General features: G+C 64.9%; 26 protein-coding genes and 2 tRNA genes. 12 read left to right on the top strand and 16 right to left on the bottom strand.

The features are described 5' to 3' along the window. Positions 1-5 precede the first annotated feature (5 nt). The 3 genes from CCR84_RS11870 to smpB form a co-directional block, all read right to left on the bottom strand. The gene (locus CCR84_RS11870; protein WP_201212520.1) at positions 6-2,327 is read right to left on the bottom strand and encodes an acetate/propionate family kinase; all 2,322 of its coding nucleotides are present in this window, start codon (positions 2,325-2,327) and stop codon (positions 6-8) included. A 153-nt stretch (positions 2,328-2,480) separates the two neighbouring features. Continuing rightward, entirely contained in the window at positions 2,481-4,802 is a 2,322-nt protein-coding gene (locus tag CCR84_RS11865) for an acetate/propionate family kinase (protein ID WP_201212518.1), read from the bottom strand. Between the two features lie 289 nt (positions 4,803-5,091). Then, a complete protein-coding gene (smpB, locus tag CCR84_RS11860) occupies positions 5,092-5,538 on the bottom strand; it encodes an SsrA-binding protein SmpB (protein ID WP_201212516.1) in 447 nt (148 codons plus the stop codon). Positions 5,539-5,745: 207 nt separating this feature from the next. Here smpB and CCR84_RS11855 point away from each other — a divergent pair, with 207 nt between their 5' ends. The 4 genes from CCR84_RS11855 (at position 5,746) to CCR84_RS11840 (ending at position 7,288) form a co-directional block, all read left to right on the top strand. Next, positions 5,746-6,096, top strand: a complete 351-nt coding sequence (locus CCR84_RS11855; RefSeq protein WP_201212514.1) for a VanZ family protein — start codon at positions 5,746-5,748, stop codon at positions 6,094-6,096. A gap of 66 nt (positions 6,097-6,162) precedes the next feature. After that, positions 6,163-6,696, top strand: a complete 534-nt coding sequence (locus CCR84_RS11850; protein WP_201212512.1) for a hypothetical protein — start codon at positions 6,163-6,165, stop codon at positions 6,694-6,696. Positions 6,697-6,768: 72 nt separating this feature from the next. Next, positions 6,769-7,017: a type II toxin-antitoxin system Phd/YefM family antitoxin gene (locus CCR84_RS11845; protein ID WP_201212510.1), complete on the top strand. Its 249-nt coding sequence runs from the start codon at positions 6,769-6,771 to the stop codon at positions 7,015-7,017. After that, the gene (locus CCR84_RS11840; RefSeq protein WP_201212508.1) at positions 7,007-7,288 is read left to right on the top strand and encodes a type II toxin-antitoxin system RelE family toxin; all 282 of its coding nucleotides are present in this window, start codon (positions 7,007-7,009) and stop codon (positions 7,286-7,288) included. The genes CCR84_RS11845 and CCR84_RS11840 overlap by 11 nt, the downstream gene beginning before the upstream one ends. Positions 7,289-7,325: 37 nt before the next feature. On the opposite strand, the gene CCR84_RS11835 is transcribed toward CCR84_RS11840, so the two are convergent. Further along, the gene (locus tag CCR84_RS11835) at positions 7,326-7,976 is read right to left on the bottom strand and encodes an RES family NAD+ phosphorylase (protein WP_201212506.1); all 651 of its coding nucleotides are present in this window, start codon (positions 7,974-7,976) and stop codon (positions 7,326-7,328) included. A gap of 31 nt (positions 7,977-8,007) precedes the next feature. Beyond that, positions 8,008-8,388: an antitoxin Xre/MbcA/ParS toxin-binding domain-containing protein gene (locus tag CCR84_RS11830; protein WP_207186282.1), complete on the bottom strand. Its 381-nt coding sequence runs from the start codon at positions 8,386-8,388 to the stop codon at positions 8,008-8,010. Positions 8,389-8,526: 138 nt separating this feature from the next. Between CCR84_RS11830 and msrA the strand changes: the two genes are divergently transcribed. Next, complete coding sequence (msrA, locus tag CCR84_RS16545) at positions 8,527-9,861, top strand: peptide-methionine (S)-S-oxide reductase MsrA (RefSeq protein WP_242508696.1); 1,335 nt, start codon at positions 8,527-8,529, stop codon at positions 9,859-9,861. A gap of 444 nt (positions 9,862-10,305) precedes the next feature. Here the strand turns inward: msrA and nudC are convergent, their stop codons facing one another. After that, on the bottom strand, positions 10,306-11,142 hold the full coding sequence (gene nudC, locus CCR84_RS11815) for an NAD(+) diphosphatase (RefSeq protein WP_338052607.1): 837 nt from the start codon (positions 11,140-11,142) through the stop codon (positions 10,306-10,308). Positions 11,143-11,165: 23 nt separating this feature from the next. Next, a complete protein-coding gene (locus CCR84_RS11810; RefSeq protein ID WP_201212504.1) occupies positions 11,166-11,351 on the bottom strand; it encodes a hypothetical protein in 186 nt (61 codons plus the stop codon). A 130-nt stretch (positions 11,352-11,481) separates the two neighbouring features. On the opposite strand from CCR84_RS11810, the gene CCR84_RS11805 reads away from it, so the two are divergent. Both CCR84_RS11805 and CCR84_RS11800 read left to right on the top strand, forming a co-directional pair. Continuing rightward, positions 11,482-12,123 carry a YceH family protein gene (locus CCR84_RS11805; protein WP_201212502.1) on the top strand — a complete coding sequence of 214 codons (642 nt, stop codon included), beginning with the start codon at positions 11,482-11,484 and terminating at the stop codon, positions 12,121-12,123. A 113-nt stretch (positions 12,124-12,236) separates the two neighbouring features. Then, positions 12,237-12,473, top strand: a complete 237-nt coding sequence (locus tag CCR84_RS11800) for a hypothetical protein (RefSeq protein WP_201212500.1) — start codon at positions 12,237-12,239, stop codon at positions 12,471-12,473. 198 nt (positions 12,474-12,671) lie between these two features. Here the strand turns inward: CCR84_RS11800 and CCR84_RS11795 are convergent, their stop codons facing one another. From CCR84_RS11795 to CCR84_RS11780, 4 genes are all read right to left on the bottom strand, one after another. Next, positions 12,672-13,160 carry an MEKHLA domain-containing protein gene (locus tag CCR84_RS11795; RefSeq protein WP_201212498.1) on the bottom strand — a complete coding sequence of 163 codons (489 nt, stop codon included), beginning with the start codon at positions 13,158-13,160 and terminating at the stop codon, positions 12,672-12,674. A 149-nt stretch (positions 13,161-13,309) separates the two neighbouring features. After that, the gene (locus CCR84_RS11790; RefSeq protein WP_201212496.1) at positions 13,310-13,894 is read right to left on the bottom strand and encodes an NUDIX domain-containing protein; all 585 of its coding nucleotides are present in this window, start codon (positions 13,892-13,894) and stop codon (positions 13,310-13,312) included. Between the two features lie 19 nt (positions 13,895-13,913). Continuing rightward, a complete protein-coding gene (locus CCR84_RS11785) occupies positions 13,914-14,252 on the bottom strand; it encodes a zinc ribbon domain-containing protein YjdM (protein WP_201212494.1) in 339 nt (112 codons plus the stop codon). A 62-nt stretch (positions 14,253-14,314) separates the two neighbouring features. Further along, positions 14,315-14,390, bottom strand: a tRNA-Asn gene (locus CCR84_RS11780). 238 nt (positions 14,391-14,628) lie between these two features. Between CCR84_RS11780 and CCR84_RS11775 the strand changes: the two genes are divergently transcribed. The 3 genes from CCR84_RS11775 (at position 14,629) to CCR84_RS11765 (ending at position 17,327) form a co-directional block, all read left to right on the top strand. Then, positions 14,629-15,426: an NUDIX domain-containing protein gene (locus CCR84_RS11775; protein WP_201212492.1), complete on the top strand. Its 798-nt coding sequence runs from the start codon at positions 14,629-14,631 to the stop codon at positions 15,424-15,426. Beyond that, positions 15,419-16,213 carry an HTH domain-containing protein gene (locus tag CCR84_RS11770; protein ID WP_201212490.1) on the top strand — a complete coding sequence of 265 codons (795 nt, stop codon included), beginning with the start codon at positions 15,419-15,421 and terminating at the stop codon, positions 16,211-16,213. The genes CCR84_RS11775 and CCR84_RS11770 overlap by 8 nt, the downstream gene beginning before the upstream one ends. Positions 16,214-16,322: 109 nt before the next feature. After that, a complete protein-coding gene (locus CCR84_RS11765; protein ID WP_201212488.1) occupies positions 16,323-17,327 on the top strand; it encodes a phosphorylase family protein in 1,005 nt (334 codons plus the stop codon). Positions 17,328-17,435: 108 nt separating this feature from the next. On the opposite strand, the gene CCR84_RS11760 is transcribed toward CCR84_RS11765, so the two are convergent. Beyond that, positions 17,436-17,511: transfer RNA gene (locus tag CCR84_RS11760), tRNA-Asn, on the bottom strand. A 79-nt stretch (positions 17,512-17,590) separates the two neighbouring features. Then, on the bottom strand, positions 17,591-18,793 hold the full coding sequence (locus tag CCR84_RS11755; protein WP_201212486.1) for an amino acid aminotransferase: 1,203 nt from the start codon (positions 18,791-18,793) through the stop codon (positions 17,591-17,593). A gap of 174 nt (positions 18,794-18,967) precedes the next feature. Between CCR84_RS11755 and uvrB the strand changes: the two genes are divergently transcribed. Then, the gene (gene uvrB, locus CCR84_RS11750) at positions 18,968-21,172 is read left to right on the top strand and encodes an excinuclease ABC subunit UvrB (RefSeq protein WP_242508695.1); all 2,205 of its coding nucleotides are present in this window, start codon (positions 18,968-18,970) and stop codon (positions 21,170-21,172) included. A gap of 110 nt (positions 21,173-21,282) precedes the next feature. Here uvrB and CCR84_RS11745 read toward each other — a convergent pair whose 3' ends face one another. From CCR84_RS11745 to CCR84_RS11735, 3 genes are all read right to left on the bottom strand, one after another. Then, entirely contained in the window at positions 21,283-21,678 is a 396-nt protein-coding gene (locus CCR84_RS11745; RefSeq protein WP_201212484.1) for a type II toxin-antitoxin system death-on-curing family toxin, read from the bottom strand. Then, positions 21,675-21,899, bottom strand: coding sequence for an AbrB/MazE/SpoVT family DNA-binding domain-containing protein (locus CCR84_RS11740; RefSeq protein WP_201212482.1), 225 nt, complete (start codon positions 21,897-21,899; stop codon positions 21,675-21,677). The genes CCR84_RS11745 and CCR84_RS11740 overlap by 4 nt, the downstream gene beginning before the upstream one ends. 100 nt (positions 21,900-21,999) lie before the next feature. Beyond that, positions 22,000-22,794, bottom strand: coding sequence for a type IIL restriction-modification enzyme MmeI (locus CCR84_RS11735; protein ID WP_338052608.1), 795 nt, complete (start codon positions 22,792-22,794; stop codon positions 22,000-22,002). 71 nt (positions 22,795-22,865) lie between these two features. Here CCR84_RS11735 and ppx point away from each other — a divergent pair, with 71 nt between their 5' ends. After that, on the top strand, positions 22,866-24,374 hold the full coding sequence (gene ppx, locus CCR84_RS11730) for an exopolyphosphatase (protein WP_201212479.1): 1,509 nt from the start codon (positions 22,866-22,868) through the stop codon (positions 24,372-24,374). Positions 24,375-24,391: the final 17 nt, after the last annotated feature.

The following is a 24,391-nucleotide window of genomic DNA, read 5'->3' as shown; positions in this document are numbered from 1 at the left end:
CGTTTTCACGCGCGCTTCTGGATCTCGTCGATGTAGCCGATCATTCCGGTCTTGATGCTGGCGGCGTTCCCTTCGTCGGTGTCGATGTGCATGGCCAGGCGGTAGCCGGGGTTCACGCGCACGACGACGTCGCCGAAGATCAGTTCGCGCTGGCCTTCGACGCGGACGCGGACGATGTAGTTGTCACGCACGTGGAAGCGCATGGCTTCCTCGGGCGACATGTGGATGTGGCGGTAGGCGCAGATGACGCCGCGCTCGATGGTGACGCTGCCGTACGGGCCTTCGAGCGTGCAGCCGGGGGTGCCGGCGAGTTCGCCCGACTGGCGGATCGGTGGCTGCACGCCGAGCTTGAACTGCTCGGTCATGGCGATCTCGACCTGCGTTTCCTTGCGCGTCGGGCCGAGCACGCGGACCTTGGCGATGCGCCCCTTCGGCCCGACCAGATGCACCTGTTCCTCGCAGGCGAACTGCCCGGGCTGCGACAGCTCCGACTTCGGCGTCAGCTGGTGACCCGGTCCGAACAGCTTCTCGACGTCTTCCTGGCACAGATGCACGTGGTGCGCCGAAATCTCGATCGGGATCGGCAGCTGTTCCGGCGCGCCGGCGGCGAGCAGCAGCTGGTTGCGCTCGATCGCGCGCAGGGTTTCCCAGGCGACCAGGCGCTCGTCGTCGTTGGTGATGACGAGGATGGTCACCGGCGAGTCGTCGGCGGAGATGATCGCGTAGCCGCGGCTCAGGTCGAGCTTGCTGTTCTTCTCCTCGTCGAGCTTGATGCCCATGTACTCGAGGCCCTGGCAGACCGAGCTGCGCACGCGGGCGCTCGTCTCGCCGATGTCGCCGGTGAAGGCGAGTACCTCGATGCCGCCCATCGCCGCGGCGTAGGCGCCGACGTTCTTGCGAATCTGGTAGCAGAAGGCCTTGTGTGCGAGCAGCGCGCGATGATGGCCATCGGCGGCGGCGCTCTCGATTTCGTGGATGTCGCCGGAGATGCCGGAGATCCCCTTGAGGCCGCTTTCGGTGTTGATCATCGCCGACAGTTGCTCGGGCGACATCCCGTGCTTTTCCATCAGGTGGATCATCACCGCCGGGTCGACGCTGCCCGAGCGCGCGGACATGATCAGGCCGTCGCTCGGCGTCACGCCCATGCTGGTGTCGATCGAGCGGCCGTGGTCGATTGCGCACAGCGAGGCGCCGACGCCGAGGTGGCAGGAGACGATTTCCAGTTCGCCGAGCGGGCGCTTCAAGACCTCGGCCGACTTGGCGGCGACGTAACGGTGCGAATTGCCGTGGAAGCCGTAGCGGCGGATGCCTTCCTTCTCGTACAGTTCCCAGGGCAGGCCGTAGAGGTAGGCGTAGGGCGGCAGCGTCTGGTGGAAGGCCGTGTCGAACACCGCCACCTGCGGCACCTTGGGGAAGTGCTCGAGCGCGGCGCGGATGCCGGCGACGTTGATCGGGTTATGCAGGGGCGCGAACATCGCCAGTTCCTCGATGTCGGCGATCACCTGCGGCGTGATCACGACCGAACTGGCGAACTTGTTGCCGCCATGGACGATGCGATGGCCAATGGCGATGACGTCTTCCGGATAGAACTTGTGGTCGGGGCCGAGCAGGGCGGTCGCCTCGCGCATCACCGAGAACAGCTCGGGCAGCGGGAAGGGCGGGAAGTCGAGGCTCTTCTGGATCGCGCCGACCTGCACGGTGACCCGGGTCTGCTGCGCATTGGAGTGGTCGATGCAGCCATGGACCGCGGCGCTGCTCTCCTGGGTGTCGTAAATGCCGAAGTGGATCTGGCGCAGGCCGACGTCGAGCGCGAGGATCTTGCCGGCCTGCTTGTTGGCGAGGGAAAGCGCGTAGGGCTCGTCGGCACCGGCGGCTCCGATATGCTGCGTCGCGGCCGTGTCGACGGCGATCTTGCCGACGATCTCGGCGAGCGCGCGCGCGAGGAAGCTGACTGCCTTGGGGTTGCCGAGGATGTGGCTGTTGAACACCTCGAGCGGAATCGACAGGACGCGGCAGCGCGTGCTGGCGATGACGTCGGCCATGATGCGGTCGCCGGTCATGCGCGAAACGACGCCATAGACCTCGCCCTGGCCAAGCTGCTTGATCAGCGTGCGCGAGCCGGTTTTGCCCGTCGTCGAGATCTCGGCGCTGCCCTCGATGATGACGCCGAAGACGTTTGCCTCGTCGCCCGTCTCGAGGATCGCCTCGTTGGCCTCGTAGGTCGCCAGGCGCGACTCGGCTACGATTTGCTCGACCTGGTTGGCCGGGAAGTTTTCGAACAGGGGCACCTGTTCGAGGAAGAAACGGTTCAGATCGATTTCGCTCATGCTGGGAGGGGGACAGTATGGAAAAGACGGTCGCTTACATCGTAATTCATAATTATAGCGCCGCACACCAAGAAAAAAGGGACAGCATGAACCTCGCTGTCCCCTTTCCCATCGGCGGACAGCATGAATCATGCTGTCCGCCGTTTTCCTTGCTTACGCCCGCTTCTGGATCTCGTCGATGTAGCCGAGCATCCCGGTCGTGATGTTGGCGGCGTTGCCTTCGTCGGTGTCGATGTGCATCGCCAGCCGATATTCGGGATTGACGCGCACGACGACGTCGCCGAAGATCAGCTCGCGCTCGCCTTCGACGCGGACGCGGACGACGTACTTGTCGCGGACGTGGAAGCGCATCGCGTCCTCGGGCGACATGTGGATGTGGCGCTGCGCGCAGACGACGCCGCGTTCGATGCTGACGCTGCCGTGCGGGCCTTCCAGGGTCACGCCCGGCGTGCCGGCGAGGTCGCCGGACTGGCGGATCGGCGGGTGCACGCCGAGCTTGAACTGCTCGGTCATGGCGATCTCGACCTGCGTTTCCTTGCGCGGCGGGCCGAGCACGCGCACCTTGGCGATGCGCCCCTTCGGTCCGACCAGGTGCACCTGTTCCTCGCAGGCGAACTGGCCCGGCTGCGACAGCTCGGACTTCGGCGTCAGCTGGTGCCCCGGTCCGAACAACTGCTCGACGTGCTCCTGGCTCAGATGCACGTGGTGCGCCGAGATCTCGATCGGGATCGGCAGGTCTTCCGGCGCGCCGGCGGAGAGCAGGAGCTGGTTGCGCTCGATCGCGTGCAGGGTCTCCCAGGCGACCAGGCGCTCGTCGTCGTTGGCGATGACGAGGATGGTCACCGGCGAGTCGTCGGCCGAAATGATCGCGTAGCCTGCGCTCAGGTCGAGGTTGCGGTTCTTCTCCTCGTCGAGCTTGATGTTCATGTAGGCGAGGCCCTGGCAGGCCGAGCTGCGCACGCGCGCGCTCGTCTCGCCGATGTCGCCGGTGAAGGCGAGCACGTCGACGCCGCCCATCGCCGCGACGTAGGCGCCGATGTTCTTGCGGATCTGGTAGCAGAAGGCCGTGTGCGCGAGCAGTGCGCGATGATGGCCGTCGGCCGCAGCGGCCTCGATCTCGTGGATGTCACCGGAGAGGCCGGAGATTCCCTTGAGGCCGCTTTCCGTGTTGATCAGCGTCGCCAGTTGCTCGGACGACATCTGGTGCTGCTCGCGCAGGTGGAGCATCACGGCCGGGTCGATGCTGCCGCAACGCGTGGGCATGATCAGGCCGTCGCTCGGCGTCAGGCCCATGCTCGTGTCGACCGAGCGGCCGTGGTCGATCGCGCACAGCGAGGCGCCGACGCCGAGGTGACAGGAAATGATCTCCAGTTCTCCGAGCGGGCGCTTCAGGATCTCGGCCGACTTGGTCGCGACGTAGCGGTGCGAGTTGCCGTGGAAACCGTAACGGCGGATTCCCTCCTGCTTGTACAGCTCGTAGGGCAGGCCGTAGAGATAGGCGTAGGGTGGCAGCGTCTGGTGGAAGGCCGTGTCGAACACCGCCACCTGCGGCACGTTGGGGAAAGCGGCCAGCGCGGCACGGATGCCGGCGACGTTGATCGGGTTGTGCTGCGGCGCAAGCACCGAGAGCTTCTCGATGTCGGCGATCACCGCCGGCGTGATGACGACCGAGCTGGTGAACTTGTTGCCGCCATGGACGACGCGGTGGCCGATGGCGGTGACTTCTTCCGGGTAGAAGGTGAAGGCCGGGCCGAGCAAGGCGCTCGCCTCGCGCATCGCCTTGAACAGGTCGGCGAGTTCGAAGGGCGCACGCTCGAGGCGCTTCTCGATGCCGCCGGCGCTGACCGTGACCCTGACGACGTTGCCTTCGCGCTGGTCGAAGACGCCGCGCACGTCGTTGCCGGCCTTTTCGGTATCGTAGATGCCGAAGTGGATCTGGCGCATGCCGATGTCGAGCGCAAGGATCTTGCCGGGCAGGTCGTTGAGCACGCTCAGCACGCTCTGGTCGTCCGGATCCGTCGGTGCTTCGCTCGGTGCCGCCGCGGGTTCGGGCGTCAGCGTGCGCGCGCGGTCGGCGAGCAGCCGCGCGAGATGGCGGAAGGCCTTCGGATTGCTGAGGACGTGCGCGTTGAAGACTTCCTCGGGGATGCCCAGGACCAGACAACGGGTGGTGGCAACGACCCCGGCGTAGCTGCGTTCGCCGGTGAGCATCGACATCACGCCGAAGACGTCACCGGGCCCCATGCGCTGGATCACCACGCGCGTTCCGGTGTTGTCGGTGTTCGAGATTTCCGCGAGGCCGGAGACGAGCACGCAGAAGCGACGGGTCTCCTCGCCGGGTTCTAGCATCGCCTCGTTACCCTCGAAGGTCAGCAGTTGCGACTTGCCGACGATTTCCTCGACCTGAGTCGCCGAAAAGTGTTCGAACAGGGGCACCTGCTCAAGGAAGAAACGGTAGAGATCGCTTTCACTCATGTGCTGCCTCGCGGTAAATTGACTTGCAGGCGACAGGATAACACCTTTTGCTGCGGCGCAGCATATGGGTCGCTGGCGCGCAGGGAAGCGTATGCGGGCGGGCGCGCATGCGCTCAGGCGCCTCGGCTTCCGGACGTCATGATCGGGCGGGAGCACGCGCTGCCGCGGTCGGGCAAGGCTTCAGGATCAGGCAGGCTGAGCGGCAGTTCCGGGTCGCATCCACTGACGCGGGAAAGCAACGGGGGCGGGCGATTGGCGCCCGAAGTCGACATGACCTCCCCGGAACCGCTCAGCGGCTGACGCGGACGAGGCGCTGCTTCTCGCGTTCCCAGTCGCGTTCCTTTTCGGCCTCGCGCTTGTCGTGCATCTTCTTGCCGCGGGCGAGGCCGATTTCGGCCTTGATGCGGCCGCGCGTGTAGTGCAGGTCGAGCGGCAGCAGGGTGTAGCCCGCGCGTTCGACCTTGCCGATCAGCTTGTCGATCTCGTTGGCATGCAGCAGGAGCTTGCGCGTGCGCGTCGGATCGGGCGTGACGTGGGTCGAGGCGGTCGGCAGCGCGGTGATGTGCATGCCGAAGACGAACAACTCGCCGCCGCGGATGACGACGTAGGCTTCCTTGATGTTGGCGCGACCGGCGCGGATGGCCTTCACTTCCCAGCCGCTGAGGACGATGCCAGCCTCGAACTTTTCCTCGATGAAGTAATCGTGGAAGGCTTTCTTGTTGACGACGATGCTCATCGGAATGGGGCTCTCTGAAGGGGAGTGTTGCGCTCGGGCAGCTGATTTTACAGGATTTCCGGGTTTCTCCGGAGTGGCTGCGGCGACGCAGGGAAAGCTCCCACACCAATCAATTCCGGGGACGTTATAATTCCGGGACAATCCGGGACGCGTCTTGAGCAATGCTTTTGACATGGGATGTGGCGCACCCGACATCCGGGAGACTCCATGAGCTGGCGTGTCTTGTTCCGCGCGGTTTTCTGGCTGGCGGCGCTGGCGGTGGCTGTGCTGGCGCTGTCACCGGGGGAATACCTGCCGCCGCAGGCGCTGAACTGGTGGGACAAGGCCCAGCATGCGTTGGCCTTCGTCGTGCTTGCGCTGCTCGGGCTACCGGCCTATCCGCGCGATTTCGGCAAGCTGGCAGCAGGTCTGCTGGCGTTCGGCGGCCTGATCGAGCTGGCACAGTCGGCGACAGGCTGGCGCTTTGGCGACTGGGCCGACTGGCTGGCCGACTGTCTCGGGGTAGCGGTGGTGATGGCACCGGCGTGGTGGTGGCACCGCCTTCATCGCTCGCGTTGATGTACGATTGCCACGCGGCTACCCCTTTCCGGAACTCAAGCCTGAGGATGACGGTCCCTGATCTGCATGGCTAAAAAACTTCTCCTTGCGCTGCTCGTTGCAGCCTTTCTTCCCGAGCTGGCGAGTGCGCAGACGCCGCCGTCGAACGCAGACCACGTCGGCGGCGTCGTCAAGATTCTCGGACAATCGGCGCGGACCAAGACGGCGATGCTCACCGTGTGGCAGCCGCGGACGAAGGGCGGAGAGCATGCAGCCTTCCAGCTCCGCGCTGACACCGACCTCTACCGGTTCTCGCTGACGCGCGAGCAGGTCGCCGGCTTCATCGAGGCCATCCGCAAGTATCAGCTGGCCGAGCGACAACTGGGTTCCGACGCCGAGGCCGGCGGCGAGTTGTATCGGACTGGAGTGAAGCTCGGGCGGGGTGACGAGGAAGCGAAATCGGACACCCTGATCGTCAGCATGGAGCGCAAGGGCCGCCAGAAGGCGGCGCTGTTCCTGAGCTTCGACTCTTGGCAAGCCGGCGAACGCCCCTACAACGGCGCCACCTTCCGCTACGAAAGCGCCCTGGGTCTGCGGGAAATCCTCGAAGAATTGCAGTGAGGAATTGCGGGGATAGAGTGGCACCATCGCGGGTGCTAGCATTGGTGCTATTAACAGCTCCTGGAGATCGTCATGACTCATCAAATCCTGGCCGAAACTGCGGCAAGCATCTCTGAACTGAAAAAAAACCCGATGGGCACGGTTGCAGCGGGCGATGGGTTTCCTGTCGCGATCCTGAACAGGAATGCCCCAGCCTTCTATTGCGTTCCGGCGAAGATGTACGAAGCCATGATGGATCGGCTCGATGACATTGAACTGAATGCCATCGCTGATGCGCGCGCTGATCAAAAAGTGATCAAGGTCAAGCTCGATGAGTTATGAACTCGGCTTCCTCGATGAAGCCTTGGGCGAGTGGCGCAAGCTGGATGGCTCGATTCGAGAACAGTTCAAGAAAAAACTCGCCGAGCGCTTGGACAACCCGCGAGTGCCTTCAGCCAAACTGAGCGGTCATCCAGACCGCTACAAGGTCAAGTTGCGCAGTATCGGTTACCGCCTTGTTTACGAGGTACGAGACAGTCAGTTGGTCGTGGTGGTCGTGGCTGTGGGAAAAAGAGAGCGAAACGCGGTTTATCAGCCAGCCGGCAAGCGCTGAATTACGGGGACGGAATTTCGGGGGCGTTATGCTTGATTCAACGTCCCCCGAATTCCTCGGCAGAAAACTGCATCGATTCGCTGTCGCGGCGCAAGCTCACGGCCTGTTGCGAGACGGAGAGATACCAGGTCTGACGCTCGGCATCGGGCCTGGCCTGGGCAAAGCCGCTCGGCGTCAGCAGGGCGAGGCACCAGGCGGGATGGGGATCGCGGACCGAGCGGTAGAGGATGCCGGAGAGCCCGGCCGCGCGGGCGATCCGCGCAAGCTGCTGCGTCGGGCCGTAGTCCGTCGGGTGCTGCCAGGCCCCGGCCTCAGCGGCGAACGGCGGGCGCTGCAGGTCGATGACGGCGGTGGCGATCTCCGTCCGGAAGGCGGTGTGGGCGACCGGTTCGAGGCGCTCGAGATCGACCGCGTCGCGCAGGAACTTCCAGCGCCAGTAGCCCAGTTCGGCAGCAGCCGTCCGCACCGATTCCGCAGCGTAGAAGACGCCGGGCTCGGTCGCTGCGCGGAAGCGTGAGCCTCCCTGCCGGGGAGGATAGCGAAACGGGGTCGCCAGCAGGTAGTCGAGCCCGGCCGTAGCGTCCGGCAGGGCCGGCTTGCTCGATTCGAGCAAGGACTCGAGCAGGTCCTGCTCGTCGCGGCTATCGACCAGTTTCATGGTGGCAGCGATGTGCTGCGATTCGACCATGCGCCAGACCTGGCCACGCCAGGCGAACGCCTCAGACGAGAGCGCGGGAGGCGTCCAGGTAGTGAACGACACGGACGAGTCCCTCCGTTTGCCGGATCAGATCGCGCGGACGGCCGTTGAGCGCCCGGTTTTCGCTGGTAAGCCACTGGCGTGCGCTCTTTTCGTCGCCGACGATGGTGTCGAGCGAGCGGAAGACGCGGACGAAGAGCAGGGCGAATTCCCACTCCTTGCGCCGCTCGTCGAGCGTGTATTCCCCGTTGTAGAGGCGGGTGATCGTCGGCGGGCTCACGCCGAGGATCCTGGCGAGCAGGGCACGCGAGATGTCGAGGCGCTCGGCAGCCCGTGCCACGGCCTTGCTCAGCACCCGGGCCTGGTCCGGCGCTGCGGCGAACTTGTGCGGGGATGCGGTCATCGTCCAACTCCTTTCCTGCTGAAATAATAGTACCTCCGTATTTCTGAGGGAAGTTTTTCTCGGCAATTCCGGGATCAGGGGGAACCCGGGATCACCTGCGCAGGCCAAAGTCCGACACAATCAGCGAAAGGACCCATCATGAGTCTCGGTCGAAGCTTGCAGCGGGCGATGCTGTCGATCCTGTCCTGCTTCCTGCTCGCCGCCTGCGCCGACGACAAGCCGGCCGCGGTCGCCAAGCCGGTGGAGATTCCCGACAATGCCGAATCGATCGTGCTCGGCATGGGCTGCTTCTGGGGGGCCGAGAAGCGCATGGCGGCACTGCCGGGCGTGCTCGACGTCGAGAGCGGCTACGCCAACGGCGAGATTCCTGCGACCTACGAGGCGATCCTGGCGCACGAGAAGGCGCTGCGTGCCGGGAAGGCGAGCCAGCGCAACCATGCCGAGGTAGTCAGGGTGACCTTCGACCCGGCGGTGGTCGACCTGGAGAAGGTGCTGATCCAGTTCTGGGAGAACCACGACCCGACGCAGGGCGACCGCCAGGGCAACGACGTCGGCAGCAATTACCGCAGTGCAATCTACACGCACGGCGAGGCACAGCAGGCGGTCGCGCTGCGTACGCGGGCGATCTACCAGCAGGCGCTGTCGGCCAAGGGGTTCGGCAGCATCACCACCGAGATCGCGCCGCTGCACAACTACCAAGCAGCCGAGGCTTACCATCAGGATTATCTGCAGAAGAACCCGAAGGGTTACTGCGGATTGGGCGGCACCGGGGTGAAGTATCCCGGCGGGCAGGGCGCTGCGTCGGCGATCGCGCCTGCCGCCGCCAAGGCAGCGCCGCTCGATGCCGCGCGACTCGACTTCGCGCGGCAACTGATCGTCTTCGAGGCTGAGGATTGCGCGTATTGCCGCAAGTTCAAGGCCGATGTGCTCGACCACTGGCAGTCGCCGGTCGCCGTCGCGCGCAGCCTTTCTTCGCTTCCGCCGGCGGGCTGGTCGCTCGAAAAGCCGCTGTTCGCGACACCGACGATCGTGCTCTTCGCCAAGGGCAGGGAGGTGTCGCGCTACACGGGCTACGATGGCGATACGCAGCGCTTCTGGCAGTGGCTGGGCTACCAGCTGCTCACCCCGGAACAACAGCGGATCGCCTTCGCCCAGGGGACCGAGCGGGCGTTCACCGGCTCGCACCTCGACGAGAAGCGAGCCGGGACCTTCGTCGATCCGGTCAGTGGCGCGCCGCTATTCCGCAGCGACAGCAAGTTCGAGAGCGGTACCGGCTGGCCGAGCTTCTTCACCCCGGTCGAGGGCGCGATCACGCTGCACGAGGACCGGAGCCTCGGCATGCGCCGGGTCGAGGTGCGCAGCGCGAGTTCGGGAATCCACCTGGGCCATGTCTTCGACGACGGCCCGCCACCGACCTACAAGCGCTACTGCATCAACGGCAAGGTGCTGAGGTTCGTGCCCGACGCGCCTTGAAGCTGGAATCAGGTTTAGGGGTTAACGTGAAACGTGGAACGATGTCGTGAACCATCGGCAGACCTGATCTGCGGAAGCCGTCGCAATCAACAGCCCGTCATCGCGAGCCCGAAGGGCGTGGCGATCCAGTGCATAGGGCTGTTATCCGGTCGCCCGAAATGGCGAGGCCGCGAAACTGGAAGAACGAACTGGATTGCCACGGCGCTACGCGCCTCGCAATGACGGCATCGAAGCGAATGGCTGCATTTCATACTCAGGGGTGGCACGACTCGCCATGATCGTTAAGGGTAAAGTCCGAGATTGCCGGAAGTTGCTTCCGCGGCCGCATCGTTCGGGCCTGCCGGCCCTTCCACGAGAGGCTGATGCTGGGGGAGCGCTTTTCGCGGGAGCGGCGGCAGCCGCGAATGCTGCGTTGAGCTTGGCAAGCCGCTTGGTGTCGGCAGGCTACGCGCTCTTGATCAGCTCCGGTCCCGGTCCGAAGCGTCGGTCCTGGCGTCGGCAGAAGTCGCGGATCAGCCAGTGGGCGATGGTCGACGGCCCGGGCAGGTTAGGGGGCAGGCGGTCGACGTGGAAGAAGGCGACGTCCTCGAGTTCGTCGGCCTGGACCACGATGTCCCCGTCGGCGTAGTCGGCGTGGAAGCCGAGCATCAGCGAATGCGGGAAGGGCCACGGCTGGCTGGAGAAGTAGCGGAGGTTGCGCACGAAGAGGCCGCTTTCCTCGTGGATCTCCCGATGCACCGCGGCCTCGACCGATTCGCCGGCGTCGACGAAACCGGCGAGCGCGCTGTACATGCCGGGCGGGAAGCGCGGCGAGCGTCCGAGCAGGATCTCCGGGCCGCGCTCGACGGCGACGATGACCACCGGCGAGATGCGCGGGTAGTGCTCGCGCCGGCACATCTGGTTGGTGCAGACGCGGACGATGGCGTCGTCCCGCTGCGTGGTCGGGGCGCCGCAGACGCCGCAGTAGCGGTGCGTATGGTCCCACTCGATGAGTTCGAGCGCGCGCCCGGCGAGGTGGCCGAGGTCCTGCGGCAGTTCGTCGAGCAGCTTCTTGAGGTGGCGCAAGCAGGTTCCCGGGAAGACAGGGGTGTCGGTGGCGAGCACCGCGCAGTAGCAGGGCCTGCCGCGGTAGTCGCCGACGCGCTGCACCTGCTTGAACCAGCGCGAGAAATGCCGCAAGGACTCGATCTCGGGAAGCTCGCCCGACTCGGTCAGCAGCAGCTCGCTGCCGCGAAAGGCGAGCAGCCAGCCCGTCGCTTCGTTGATCCTGCTGGTGTGCACCCTTTTCCTCCTGTCGATCGGATTCAGCGCGCGATCCGGGGACGGGCGATGGCGCCACGCCCGGTGATCGCCAGCGCATCCTTGAAGTTGAGCGTCGAGTAGGCGACGTCCACGGTCACCACGCGCTCGGGCAGCGCGGAATCTTCCATGTCGACCAGTTCGGCATGGGTCTTCTTGTCGTTGCTCTGCGACAGCGCCTTGAAGCTCATCGTGGTCCTCGCGGGTGGATCGAAATGCCAAGGTTGACTATGATCGCGGCGCCGGTCAAGCGTTTCGTCGTGGGTTTTTGCGTTTGTCCGGAACGTCAATCGTCATATTCAGCACTGGGGGATCGAGATCATGGGCAGCAAGTTGTCGGCGACGGAGTTGAGGATCCTGGGAACGCTGAGCGAGAAGGAGCGCACGGTTCCCGACACCTATCCGCTCTCGCTCAATGCCCTGCTCGCCGGCTGCAACCAGAAGACCAGCCGCAATCCGGTGATGGAGGTTTCCGAGAGCGACGCGCTGCGCGCGATAGAGTCGCTCAAGGAATCGGGATTCGTCAGCGAAGTGAGCGGCGGCCGGGTCGTCCGCTATGCGCACCGTCTGGACAAGGCGCTCGCTCTTTCGCGGCCGGCGGCGGCCCTGCTCACGGTGCTGATCCTGCGCGGGCTGCAGACAGCCGGCGAGTTGCGCCTCAACTGCGAGCGCATGCACGGCTTTGCCGACATCTCCTCGGTCGAGGCCTACCTGGAAGAGATGGCGGCGCGGCAAGACGAGGGCGGGCCGGCTGCGCTGGTGCGCGAGCTGCCGCGGCTGCCGGGGACGCGCGAGAACCGCTGGGCGCACACGCTGGGCGAGCCCGACGGAGAGGGTGAAAACGCGGCGGCACAGCCGGAAGCTGCCGGCGAACGGAGCGACCTGAGCGCCCGGGTCGCGGCGCTGGAGGGCGAGGTGAAGGCGCTGCGCGACATGCTCGAACGCCTGCTGGCGAAGGACTAATCACGGGCAGGCTGTCGCGGGAGGGCCGTGAGGCCCGACTACAGCAGCACAGCCTGCGCTGCCATCTCTGGCAATCACCGTCACGGCTTGGACCTGCTCAGGATAGGATTTCAATGACTGTAAAGCGCTGGCACTGGCTCTCCCGCCTGCTCAGAGCACGCCCGCCGGAGGCGCCGGAGATCGCAAGGGCGCGCGAGCTGATCAAGGCGATCGACCGCGGCGGCATCCCGCTCAACCCGGCCAGGGTGAACGCGATCGCGCGCGACATCGGACTCGAGGTTTCTCGCAAGGCGCTGGTCGAGGAAACCCTCCTGCGCATCCGTGAAGCCATCGTGCGCGCCGGCCGATGACCCCGGAATTCAGGCTCACAAACCGAATGAGGTGTGGTGCGCAATAGACTGAAAAATGATCGTTTTCAGCGCTGCCGTGAGCGCCAGGGCCAGGCCTGGGAGTCCCTGATACGGGCCTTCAGGCACGCTCACGAGAGCACGATGCCGCGCAAGGTTTTTCGTGGGAGTGGCGGCAGCCGCGAATGAGGCGTTCAGGCGTCAGAGCGCTTCCGGTCGCGCGAATGCGGCCGCCTGGCCGAGCCGCCGGCCTGCGTCATCGACGAGGTTCCACACCGTCGCCCGCTCGATACGAAAGCGCGTGCCATCTGCCGCGATCCGGATTCCCGAGTAATCGTCGATGTAGCCGTGCTGCGTCACTCTTTCGAGCAGCGTCTGCCTTTCGGCGCGTGCCACCGGCTCCGCAGAAAAGCGCGAGGGCAAGCGCGTGATCTCTTCCCAGTTCATCGCAAACGCCCGCTGCGCCGCCAGGTTGGCGTAGAAGAACACCGGGTCGGTAGCGCCGTCGTGCGCGAGGACGGCGATCGGTGCGAAGTACAGCTGCTCTGCGAAGTCGATCCCGCTGGCCTCTGCAGCGAGCAAGGGACGCTGCAGCAGGCGCTGGTGAGTCGCCAGAATGAGACGGGCGCTGTCGGCTTGAAAGCAGTTGGCAGCGGCAGGTTCGCTGCGATCGTAGCTGAAGTTCGTCATGAGCTTGGTAGTTTAAATTATTGAAAAATAATACTTGGCTCGGGCCTTCCGGCCCTCTCGCGAGAGGGCGATGCTGCCGGGAGGGATGGTCGTGGGAGCGGCGGCAGCCGCGAATGGCGCGTTCAGTTCCGTGCAGGTAGCGCGGGTCTTCAGGCAGGGCCGGCGGCTGATCGCGGCGCATGCTCCAGCCAGCCGAGCGCCAGACCTGCCCACAGCGACAGCGGTTGCATCCCCCGCAAGGCGAGTGCCTCGGCGCGCGTCATCACCCGCGGGCGGATGTCTTCGCCCTCGTGTGCCAGGCCATGCAGGCCGGCGACCTGTGCCGAGTCGACCGTGGCGCAATAGAGATGGACCTGCTCGCTCGACAGGTGCGGTGCCGTCAGATAGACGCCGATCGGCTCGATCGACGTTGGCGTCAGCCCGGATTCCTCGCTTATTTCGCGAATGACGGTCTCCAGCGCGGACTGCCCGCCCTCGATGCGACCGGCGACGATGTCGATCAGCCAGGGATCGACCCCGGCGAGGTGGGCGCCGGCGCGATACTGTTCGACCAGCACCACCTTGTCGGCGGCGGGGTCGTGGAGCAGCGCGGCGGCGACGTCGCTGCGCTGCAGGACTTCGCGCACCAGCGGCCCGCTGCTGCCGCCGGCGAAGCGATCGTGCTCGAGCTTCAGGCGGCGCAGTTCGAAGAAGCCGCAGTACGCCGTCTCCGCGTGGAGGATCTTCGCCTGCATCGCCAGGCACCGATCAGGCTTACGCCTTCTTCACGAACTCCGACTTGAGTCCCATCTGCCCGATGCCGTCGATCTTGCAGTCGATGTCGTGGTCGCCGTCGACGAGGCGGATGTTCTTGACCTTGGTGCCGACCTTGACCACCAGGGAGGAACCCTTGACCTTGAGGTCCTTGATCACGGTCACGGTGTCGCCGTCCTGCAGGACGTTGCCGTTGGCGTCCTTGACGACGCGCTTTTCCTCGACCGTCTCGGCAGCGGCCTGCGGCCACTCGTGCGCACATTCGGGGCAGACGTAGTTGTCGCCGTCTTCGTAGGTGAATTCGGAGTTGCACTGCGGGCAGGGGGGGAGGGCGCTCATGTGTTCTCTCAGGCTACAAAGCAGAAAGCCCATTCCGGAGAATGGGCTTTCTGCTTGAATTTTGGCTCCCCGACCTGGGCTCGAACCAGGGACCTACGGATTAACAGTCCGGCGCTCTACCGACTGAGCTATCGAGGAATTGTGTAACCGGTTGAATGTCCGGAAGCGCGAGATATTACCGAAGACGCGGGCGCTTGTCTAGAGGCTGGGAGCTTGCAGTAGCGGGCGTGCCGCTCACGAAAGGGCATCACGCTTTCCCTGCCGTCGCATGCTGATGATAAAGGGTGATGAGGGGTTGCGATCGGCTAGCCCTAAGGGATATCTTGATGCCGGAAACGTTCCCGGAATCTTTCACGACCTGCGCCCGACAAAAACCATGTGGATCTTCACAAGCATCGGCTTCTTCAGCGCCGTTCAGAAGCCTGGAACGAATTTCCTGACCATCCGCGCCCGTGTCAAGGCGGACCTCGACCAACTCAGGGAGAAGTATTTACCCGAGTTGTCACCCAGCGTCGGCCATGTCGGCAGCGACTATCCTTGGCGAGCGACCGCAACGCACCCGCAGTTTGCCGCCGCCCTGGTGAAGATAGCGTGCGACGTGCAGTACGCCAACTTCAAGGACGAAGTTTCCAAGCAGCAGGGCAAGGCAAGAGCACTTCGCTATCACAAGGTATGGTCGGCGCTGTACGACATGGAGGATGAGGGTCCCTCCACCGAGCAGGCAAACCCATGGGCGAAGGCGATCACTGGCGGCAAGAAGGTCGCGTATGGGGGCGTGGTTTTCGACCCGCAGGGCCGGGTGCTGCTGCGAGAGCCCAAGAACCACTTCGACGGATATGTCTGGACCTTCCCGAAGGGACGTCCCGATCCCGGGGAGTCGCCCGAATCGACTGCCTTGAGGGAAACGTGCGAAGAAACAGGTGTAGCCGCCACGATCGTATGCCCGATTCCCGGCGAGTTCGTCGGCGGGACGACCATCAATCGCTACTACCTCATGCAGGCACCGGCCGGCAGCGGCAGCGTGCCGGCAACCGATCCCGAGACCCAGTCGATCTGCTGGGTGACGTCCGAGGAGGCGGCAGGGCTGATAAAGATGACAATCAACGCCACGGGGCGCGAACGCGATCTGAAGGTGCTCAAGAGCGCGCTGACTGAAAGGGATAAGCGTGGCTAAGAAGGAAATGACCTGGCGCGACGCGATCGACTTCGTGCTCTCCGCATCGCCGAACGCACTGCACTACCAGGAGATCACCGAGAGGATCATTGTCCAGGGCTTGCGCACGAGCCTTGGTGCAACGCCGGCAGCGACGGTCAATGCGCAGATCAGTGCCTCGATCAAGAAGGATGGGGACAAGTCGCCCTATGTCCGGGTGGATAAAGGCAGCTTCATGCTGAAGGCGGGCGCGGCAGTTGAGGTCGGCGCATCGCCGGTCGCAGCCACCCCAGTCGAGGCGCAGGAGGAGGTCGAAGAGGATCAGTACGACATTGTCACCTCGTTCGGGATGTTCTGGAGCAGGCAATCCGTCCTCTGGCAGGCGACGCCAAAGTTGCTGGGCGTGCAGCAGAAGGGCGCGGCCACGGTTGACGTGAGCAAGCAGGCCGGAATCTACATGCTCTATGATGGCCGCGAGGTGATCTACGTCGGCCGGGCAACCAGCGCCCTCGGCAAGCGGCTTTACGAGCACACCTACGATCGTCTGGCGAGCCGCTGGGATCGCTTCTCGTGGTTTGGATTGCTACCCATCGCCGACAACGGAACGATCGGTGAGCTGCCCTCGACCTTCGAGGGCAGCAAGTTGATTCCGGCCCTCGAAGCGATCCTGATCGAGGCGCTGGAGCCGCGACAGAACCGCAAGCGCGGGGACGATTTATCCGCGGTCGAATTCATGCAGGTGGAGGACCCGGAGCTTCAGAAGAAGCGGGTCAAGGCGACTCTGGCAGCGGCAATGGAAAAACTCTGATCGACGGAGCGAAGAGCGTGCTTCGGTGAAACCGGGAGCGTGTATGGCTATGGCGAATGAATTCTCAATCTGTCGATTAAATCAGTGCTTCCTTGGAGGGACGAAACTGATGCCTGATCAATTCGCCGAGAAACCGCGGTTGCAGCCGTTCTCTGCAGCAGATTTGCCTGTGGTGGACGGGCGTGCTTATCATCTGAACTTGCGTCCTGACGATTTGGCTTCGTCAGTGCTGCTTGTGGGCGATCCCGAGCGCGTTCCACTCATCGCCGACGAATGGTTCTCGTCACGAGAGATCGATGTGGATCACCGCGGACTGCGAACCATTACTGGCCGGGTGCGCGAGACCGGACAGCGCGTCTCGATCGTCACTTCGGGGATGGGCACGCCGTCACTCGAAATCGTTCTCGGGGAGTTGTACGCCTTGAGTGCCATCGACCTGGTCGCACGGACTCCGCTGCGCACGATGCGGCCGCTGACCCTGATCCGACTCGGAACCTCGGGCGCGCTCCAGCCCTCCACGGTACTCGGAACCGCGATCGTCACGACACATGCCGCCGGACTCGACAATACGGCCTTGTTCTACGACGTCGGTGACGAAACGGACGACGAGCAGCGAATCAGTTCCGCGGTAACGCTTGCGGTTCAAGCAGCCCGACTTCCGGGCGCACGCCGGGCGAGAGCAATCTCGGCATACGCGGCTACCGCAGATCCTGCCGTCGTCGACGCCCTGCTGGATGCTTGCGAGACGGCCCGGATCCCCTCACAGCGCGGGGTCACGGTGTCGAGCAGCGGCTTTTTCGCAAATCAGGGGCGGGCAATCTTTCCATTTCCGATTGCCGTTCCGGACCTAGACCTTGTTTTGGCGGGCCTGAGCTTCGGAACCCAGCTTCCGTGCTGCGAAAACATGGAGATGGAAGCGAGCTTCCTCCTCCATTGGGCACGGGCCCTCGGATTCCGGGCGGGAGCAATGTGCCCGGTAATCGCACATCGACCTACGGATACATTTGCCGAAGACTACCTCGAGATCATGAAGAGATGTGGTCGCGCTGCGCTACTGGCACTGGCAGCGCTTGACAAGGAGAGGCACGAGGAGAATGCCGTCAGCCATGACTGAAACGAGCACGCGCTTCCGGAAGAAGTTTTTCAAGGCTTGCTACGAGGCGTGCGGTCGAGCAGAAAGCAAAAAAGCCAACCCGAAGGCTGGCTTTTTTGCTTGAATCTTTGGCTCCCCGACCTGGGCTCGAACCAGGGACCTACGGATTAACAGTCCGGCGCTCTACCGACTGAGCTATCGAGGAACGACTTGAGAAGCCCGCATTTTAGACGCCGATCCGGGCTTCGTCAAGAAAAAATTCGCTGAAAACGACAAAAAACCGCTTACAGCACCGCCGCGATCGCGTCGGCGACGTAGTCGATGTTCTTCGTGTTCAGCGCGGCGAGGCAGATGCGGCCGGTGCCGACGGCGTAGATGCCGTATTCGGCCTTCAGGCGCTCGACCTGCGCGGCCGACAGGCCGGTGTAGGAGAACATGCCGCGTTGCTTGACGACGAAGGAGAAGTCCTGCGCGACGCCGCGTGCGGCCAGCTTCTCGACCAGGCCGGTGCGCATCGCGCGGATGCGCAGGCGCATGCCGGCGAGTTCGTCTTCCCACTGCTGGCGCAGTTCGTCGCTGGAAAGCACGGCTGCGACGATGGCACCGCCGTGCGTCGGCGGGTTCGAGTAGTTGGTGCGGATGACGCGCTTGACCTGCGACATGACGCGGGCCGATTCGTCGCGGTTGGCGGTGACGATCGACAGCGCGCCGACGCGTTCGCCGTAGAGCGAGAACGACTTCGAGAAGGAGCTGGAGACGAAGAACTGCAGGCCCGAGGCGGCGAACAGGTCGAGCGCGATCTTGTCTTCGGCGATGCCTTCGGCGAAGCCCTGGTAGGCCATGTCGATGAAGGCAACGAGCCCGCGCTCGCGGATCGCTTCGATCACTTCGACCCATTGCGCGGCGTCGAGGTCGGCGCCGGTCGGGTTGTGGCAGCAGGCGTGGAGGACGACGATCGATCCCGGTGCCAGGGTCAGGAGGCAGGCCTTCATCGCCGCGAAATTCACGCCGCGCGTGGCGGCGTCGTAGTAGGGGTAGTTCTCGACCGGGAAGCCGGCGGCTTCGAACAGCGCACGGTGGTTTTCCCAGGAGGGGTCGCTCAGGTAGACGGTGGCGTCGGGCAGGAGGCGCTTCAGGTAGTCGGCGCCGACCTTCAGCGCGCCGGTGCCGCCGAGGGCCTGCGCGGTGATGACGCGACCGTCGGCGAGCAGTTGCGAGTCGGCACCGAAGATCAGCTTCTGCACCGACTGGTTGTAGGCGGGAGCGCCTTCGATCGGCTGGTAGCCACGCGCCGGCATGGCGGCGAGGCGGGCCTGTTCGGCAGTGCGCACGGCGCCGAGCAGCGGCAGCTTGCCGTTGTCGTCGAAATAGACGCCGACGCCGAGGTTGACCTTGGTCGTGCGCGTGTCGGCGTTGAAGGCTTCGTTGAGGCCGAGGATCGGGTCGCGCGGGGCCATCTCAACGGCGGCGAAAATCGAGGAAGTCATGGATGCTCCTGTTGGCGCGCTGCTGCGCAGGTGGTGCGGTACGCCGACGACGGCAAAAGCCGTGCCAGACGCCGCGATTTACGAAATAATGCGGAACCTCCGGCTGCATCCGTGCGCCCAAGACAAGCTCGACACTCGGTCATCCGGTCGTGAAAAAAGGCGCAAAATTCTACCATGTCCGACACGACAAGCCCTGCCCAATCTGCCCCTGCCAAGCCTTCCGGGAAAACGCGCGCGGCGAAACCGCCGGCACCGACCATTGCCGCCGCCGTGGACGCTGCCGCAGTGTCGGCCGGCGTCGCCGCGGCGGACATCCCCGCTGCGCACCCGGTCGCCACTTTCCCCGGCAGCCCGTTCCGCCTGCACCAGCCGTTCCCGCCGGCCGGCGACCAGCCCGAAGCGATCCGTCTGCTGGTCGAGGGACTCGACGACGGTCTCGCCTTCCAGACCCTGCTCGGCGTCACCGGCTCGGGCAAGACCTTCACCATGGCCAACGTGATCGCGCGCAGCGGGCGGCCGGCGCTGGTGCTGGCGCCGAACAAGACGCTGGCGGCGCAGCTCTATGCCGAGTTCCGCGAGTTCTTTCCAGAGAACGCGGTCGAGTACTTCGTCTCCTACTACGACTACTACCAGCCCGAGGCCTACGTCCCGGCGCGCGACCTGTTCATCGAGAAGGACTCGGCGATCAACGAGCACATCGAGCAGATGCGGCTGTCGGCGACGAAGAGTCTGCTCGAACGCCGCGACGTGGTCATCGTCGCCACCGTCTCCTGCATCTACGGCATCGGCGACCGCGACGAGTACCATCAGATGATCCTGACCATGCGCGTCGGCGACCGCATGGGCCAGCGCGAGATCATCAAACGCCTCTCCGAGATGCAGTACGAGCGCAACGAGCTCGACTTCCACCGCGGCACCTTCCGCGTACGCGGCGACGTGATCGACGTCTTTCCGGCCGAGCACGCCGAGCACGCGATCCGCATCTCCCTGTTCGACGACGAGATCGACGGCCTGCAGCTGTTCGACCCGCTCACCGGCCACCTGCAGAACAAGCTGAAGCGCTTCACGGTGTTCCCGTCCTCGCATTACGTCACGCCGCGCGAGACCGTGCTGCGCGCGATCGAGGCGATCAAGGAAGAACTGCGCGAGCGCATCGAGTTCTACCACCGCGAGCAGAAGCTGGTCGAGGCGCAGCGCATCGAGCAGCGCACGCGCTTCGACCTCGAGATGCTCGACCAGCTCGGCTTCTGCAAGGGCATCGAGAACTACTCGCGTCACCTGTCGGGCAGGAAGCCCGGCGAGGCGCCGCCGACCCTGCTCGACTACCTGCCGAAGGACGCCTTGATGTTCATCGACGAGTCGCACGTCGCCATCTCGCAGGTCGGCGGCATGTACAAGGGCGACCGCTCGCGCAAGGAGAACCTGGTCAATTACGGCTTCCGCCTGCCGTCGGCGCTCGACAACCGGCCGCTCAAGTTCGACGAGTACGAGAAGCTGATGCGGCAGACGATCTTCGTCTCGGCGACGCCGGCCGAGTACGAGCGCGTGCATCAGGGGCAGGTGGTCGAGCAGGTGGTGCGCCCGACCGGCCTGGTCGACCCGGTGATCATCGTCCGCCCGGCGACGACCCAGGTCGACGACCTGCTCTCGGAAATCAGGAAGCGCATCGCCGTCGGTGAGCGCGTGCTGGTGACGACGCTGACCAAGCGCATGTCCGAGGACCTCACCGACTTCCTCGGCGAGCAGGGGATCAAGGTACGCTACCTGCACTCGGACATCGACACCGTCGAGCGCGTCGAGATCATCCGCGACCTGCGCCTCGGCGAGTTCGACGTACTGGTCGGCATCAACCTGCTGCGCGAGGGCCTGGACATCCCCGAGGTGTCGCTGGTGGCGATCCTCGACGCCGACAAGGAAGGCTTCCTGCGTTCCGAGCGCTCGCTGATCCAGACCATCGGCCGCGCCGCGCGCCACCTGAACGGCACCGCGATCCTCTACGCCGACCGCATCACCAATTCGATGGAGCGCGCGATCGCCGAGACCGAGCGGCGGCGCACCAAGCAACTCGCCTTCAACGCCGAGCACGGCATCACGCCGAAGGGCGTCTCCAAGCGGATCAAGGACATCATCGACGGCGTATACGACGCGGATGCCGCCGGGCGCGAGCTGAAGGCGGCGCAGGCACAGGAAAACTACGCGGCGATGAGCGAGAAGCAGCTGGCGCGCGAGATCAAGCGGCTGGAAAAGGAGATGCAGGAGCACGCCAAGAACCTCGACTTCGAGAAGGCCGCCGCCACGCGCGACGAACTCTTCCGCATCAAGGCGCTGGCCTTCGGCGTCGCCGTGCACGACGAGCCGCCCGAACCGCCGGCGGCGTGACGGCCTGTCGTGGGAGGGCCGTCAGGCCCGAATCTTTGCCCCGACACTACTGCTTCAGGGTGATGCCGCCGGAACCGGGTTGGTTGATGCTCCTGCCCACCGGCGAAAACTCAGTTTGCGGGCGCGCGGGCGACGCTGGCGGAGCGCAGCCAGGCAGCGAAATCGGCTTCGGACAGTTCGCCGGCGGCGAGGGCGAGCATCCGCTGCAGGGCGTCGACCTGCGTCGCGACCAGGCGATAGCCGTTCAGGCGCAGGAAGAGACCGGCTGCCAGAAATACCGCGCGCTTGTTGCCGTCGACGAAAGGATGGTTGCGCGAGAGTCCGAAGGCGTAAGCGGCGGCGCAGTCGAAGACATCGGGTTCGCCGTAAACAGCCTGGTTTTCCGGTCGGGAGAGTGCCGACTCCAGCAGCCCTTCGTCGCGCACTCCGGAAGCGCCGCCGTGGATGGCGAGGCTTTCCTCGTGCAGGAGAAGGAGGGCGCGGCGATCAAGCCAGGCGAAGCTCATTTCGCCAGCGCATGAAAGGTGTCGCGGTACTCACGCATGAACTCGCGCCCTTCTGCGAGCTGTCGTTCAAGCGTCGGATCGTAGGGCGAGAGTAGAAAACCTTCAGGCGACTCGCTCAGATACAGCGTATCGCCCTTGTCGACGTGGAGCAGCGCGAGCGCCTCCTTCGGCAGCACGACGCCGACCGAATTGCCGATCTGGGTGAGTTTCAGGCTGAACATGGTGCTCTCCGATGTAATTACATACGTAATAATAGGCGGCTGCCGGGCGACAAGCAAGCGACGAAGAAGGGAGGCGAAAAAAAAACGGCCTCCAAGCCGCTCAATTCACCGGAGACCCCGCAGCGGAACGGGCGAGGTTGAGCGCGAGCATGCGGCGCAGGATTTCTTCGTCGGGCATGTCGACGCTGTAGTCGGTCCAGCCGTAGGCGCCGGCGACTGCGGTGTCGAGTGCGTGGTGCGCGTGCGCGAGCCAGGTCGGACGGGCGTTGTAGAGGTTCGTCAGCGTGCGCTTCTTCAGCTCGGCTTCGTGGCCGGGTTTGGCGAGCGGCCGTTTCGGGAAACCGGCTTTTTCCTCCTCGGGAGTGATCACCCAGTCGACCCATTCGGGCGGATTCAGCCAGTTTTCGCGCAGTTCGTCGAGGCGTCTGGCGGCGCTGGCGATGGCTTGCGCGTGTTTGGCGGTCGGAGCGCTGTGAGCTGTGGCGCTTGTTTCGGTCGCGGCGCACGGCGAACCGGGGGCCGGTGGCGCCTCATGGTTGTCACAAATCGGTGCCCCCGGCCCCCAGCCCGCCGTGTCACGCGGCGTCAGCTGTTCGGGGAAGGGGAAGGTCTCGAAAGTCGTGCTCGATGTGTAGCGCGGGCGGTCTTCGAGGCTGGTTCCGAGACGCAGTGCCCACAGCTCGTGGAAGCGCGAGTGCAGGATGCCGAAAGTCACGTCGTCGGCGCGGGCGACGACGAGGTTCTTGTCGGCGACAACGCCCGGCGGGAGACAGACGCCGCTGTGGAGGGTAGGGAAGCCCGAATCGTGGCACCCACATGCGGCTGTTTCAGCGTGATGCCGCCGGAAGTGGTTTGGCCGATGCAATAGTCCCAGAGTTGCTGCTGGCTGTAACATTTCTGTCATGAAGCGGGGCCAGCGCAGCGCGGTGCTAGAATTCGCGATCCTTTGCTGCAAGGTTCAGAGAAATGGCTTACGAACTGGTCGCTGCCGTCGATCTTGGGTCCAACAGTTTTCGCCTTCAGGTCGGGCGCGTCGTCGATGATCAGATTTATCCGCTCGATGCACTGAAGGAGCCGGTCCGGCTGGCATCGGGGCTTACGGCCGACAAGCGCCTCGACGCGGCTTCGCGCGCGCGCGCGCTGCTGGCCTTGCGCCGCTTCGGCGAGCGCCTGCGCGGTTTCGCCCCCGATGCGGTGCGCGCGGTCGCCACCAACACGCTGCGCGTGGCCAGGGACGCGCCCGAGTTCATTCCGCTGGCCGAGAAGGCGCTCGGTTTCCCGATCGAGGTCATCGGCGGTCGCGAGGAAGCGCGCCTGATCTACCTCGGCGTCGCGCATTCGCTGCCGGCGGCCGAGCACAAGCGCCTGGTGTTCGACATCGGCGGCGGCTCGACCGAGTTCATCATCGGCCGCCAGGTCGAGCCCTTGTTGCTCGAATCGCTGTACATGGGCTGCGTCAGCTACACGCTGCGCTTCTTTCCCGGTGGCCTGGTCGACAAGAAGCGCTTCCGCGAGGCCGAACTGGCGGCGGCGCGCGAGATCCAGCGCATCGCCACCAGCTATCGCCAGTTCGGCTGGCAGGAGGCGGTCGGCTCTTCGGGAACGGCGCGCGCGCTGGCCGACATCCTCGAACTCAACGGATTCAACCCCGGCGGCGTCAGCGGCGTCACCCGCGCGGGACTGGAACGGCTGCGCAGCCTGCTGATCCGTGCCGGTTCGGCGGAAGCCTTGTCGATCGAAGGACTGCGCCCCGACCGCATGCCGGTCTTCGTCGGCGGCCTGGCGATCATGTGCGCGATCTTTTCCGAGATGGGGGTCGAGCACATGACCTACGCCGACGGCGCCCTGCGCCTCGGCGTCCTCTACGACCTGCTCGGACGTTTCTTCGCACACGACATGCGCGACGCGACGGTGCAGCAGTTCATGCGCCGCTACCAGGTCGACGGCCCGCAGGCGGAGCGCGTCGCGCGCACGGCGCACGGCCTGTTCGCGCAACTGGTCGATGCCGAGGCGCCGGAACACGAGAACGATTTCCGCTTCCTGCGCTGGGCGGCGCAACTGCACGAGATCGGCATCTCGGTCGCGCATTCGGGCTACCACAAGCACGGCGCCTATGTCCTGACCTTCGCCGACATGCCCGGCTTCTCGAAGAAGGAGCAGTCGCGGCTGGCGCTGATCGTGCTCGGCCAGCGCGGCAAGCTGGAGAAGCTCTCTGCCTTGCCGCCGCAGGACAGCGCCTGGCTGCTCGTCCTCTGCCTGCGCCTGGCGGTGCAGCTGCACCGCTCGCGCGACGACGGCGCCTTGCCCTCGCTCACCCTCAAGCGCAGCGCGTCCGGCTTCCAGCTCGAGGTTCCCGCCGACTGGATTGCCAACAATCCGCTCAAGGCCGTGTCGCTGAACGAAGAGGCGGCAGTCTGGGAGCGCATCGGCTCCAGCCTGCGCATTCGCCGCCGGGCGACAGCGACCGAGGGCTGATCCGGCAACGATCCGCC

This window comes from Rhodocyclus purpureus (assembly GCF_016653115.1).
Lineage (GTDB): Bacteria > Pseudomonadota > Gammaproteobacteria > Burkholderiales > Rhodocyclaceae > Rhodocyclus > Rhodocyclus purpureus.
The sequence above is the reverse complement of the archived record's forward strand: the minus strand, read 5'-3'. Positions and strand labels throughout refer to the sequence as shown.